The organism is Asaia sp. W19, from assembly GCF_003994335.1.
Taxonomy (GTDB): Bacteria; Pseudomonadota; Alphaproteobacteria; order Acetobacterales; family Acetobacteraceae; genus Asaia.
Genome location: NZ_PNQZ01000185.1, coordinates 1 through 1,671, shown reverse-complemented (window position 1 = coordinate 1,671; position 1,671 = coordinate 1). Strand labels below are relative to the sequence as shown.

At 61.1% G+C, this 1,671-nt stretch carries 2 protein-coding genes; both read right to left on the bottom strand.

Translation table 11 applies throughout. The features are described from left to right. On the bottom strand, positions 1-113 hold a 113-nt coding region (locus tag C0V97_RS18840; RefSeq protein WP_255424199.1), incomplete at its 3' end, for a PepSY domain-containing protein. A gap of 72 nt (positions 114-185) precedes the next feature. Further along, a partial coding sequence (locus C0V97_RS17835) for a TonB-dependent receptor (protein ID WP_158625475.1) occupies positions 186-1,671 on the bottom strand: 1,486 nt, incomplete at its 5' end.

Sequence of the window (1,671 nt, the reverse complement as noted above, 5' to 3'; positions counted from 1 at the left end):
TCAAGCCATGTCTCGATCTGGGGCTTGAAGAGATAGAGTAAGCCAGTCACGCAAAGCATGATGACAAAAGGCAGGCAGAAGAGCCCGGCAAAGAAATGCCAGCGCCAGAGCATGGCCCGATCGGGCCAGACCGGACGGGAGAAGGCAGAACGAGGGGAGCGGGAATTCTGTGTCATGGCCATCCCTCAGAACTTCACCCGCACGCCGCCGAAAAAGGCGCGTGGGCTGCCTGCGTAGATCGAACCCGTCTTTGCGGCCAATACTGAGGCGCCTGCCTGCTGACCATTGGCCAGAAGGGTGTCGCTGATAGTTGTCGCCCCTGCGGCATAGACGCTATTGGCGACATTCTGCACCTCGACATAGCTGTGCAGACGATGCACCCAACCCAGCCTTGCGGGCGGGTCGTAATGTATCTCCAGATTGAGCAGACCGTATCCGGGGATCTTGAGCAGATTGGCATTGTCGACGAAGAAGGTGCTGCGCCATGTTACCTCCGCAAATCCGCCCAGTCCCTCCAATAGCCCTGAGGGTTGGTCATAGAGCACGCGCGCATTTAGAAAATGCGGCATGACCCCGGGGATCAGCTTGCCCTTGCGCGAGAAGCTGCGAGACATCGTGCTGTTCGACAGGATCTCGGTGTACTTCGTGTAGATCTGGTTGTCATAGGTGTAGGACAGACGCAGCTTCGCCCCAGGCAGGGTTCGCGGGAGGGCCTGCCATGTGGCGGCGAGTTCCACGCCACGATGCTGCGAGGCGGGCGCGTTGAACGTGTAGCTGCCCGCCTGGGTATTGACCCCAGCCGACTGGCTGACCAGCTCGTTTCTGTAGAATTCGTAAAATCCGGTGGCCTGCACATTGACTGACGCCGAAGGGTGCCATTCTGTTCCAAGATCCACCCCAAGACTGCTCTGGCTCTTGAGTTGGGTGTTGTTGCCGTAATTGCCCTGCGGCGTGACGAAGAAGCTGGAATAGCCCGGCGTGGCATAGGCCGTGCCCAGCCGCGCATGCCAGGTCCAGGCCTTGTCAGGCGTGAAGACGATAGAGGCCTCAGGGGCGAGATTGAAGAAGCGCCGATTGGCCGTGATATCCTGCGCTCGCGTGGCGACGGCGCTCCGGCTGTAGACCGTCTGAACCGCCCCGATATCGGATTGCGTGCCGCCCAGCCCGATCACCGCGTGCCATCGCGGCGCAAACTGCCAGTCTTCCTCGAAGCGCAGACCGATATTCCACTGATGGCCATAGGAGGTCGATGTCTCGCTGCCACGCGTGGCTCCCGCCTGCGGCAACAGGGCGTAAACCTGATAGCCGTAATCCATGTAGTCGAAATTGGCCCCGACGAAGCTGGTAAGGGGCGTTGCTCCGACTACGTCATGACGCGTCAGGTCGGTCTGGACGTTATAGGAGTTGAATGGCCCCACGAAGGCCGTGGTCGAGGTCGGCTGCTCGACATGGCGCTGGTCATAGGTGAACTGGGTACGCCAGACCATGCGCGGCGTGAAATCATGCTCCCAGCGCAGCCCGACAATACTGCGCCGGTCGAAGCGGCCCAGATTGGCCTGCTGGGGTGTCACGGCGGTCTGAGCGCCATAAGCGCCGTTTCGATAAAGCGACACCGTACCGCATCCGGCGGCGCCCCCGGCAGCCGGGGKGCATCCCCGCTGGTAGGGGGTA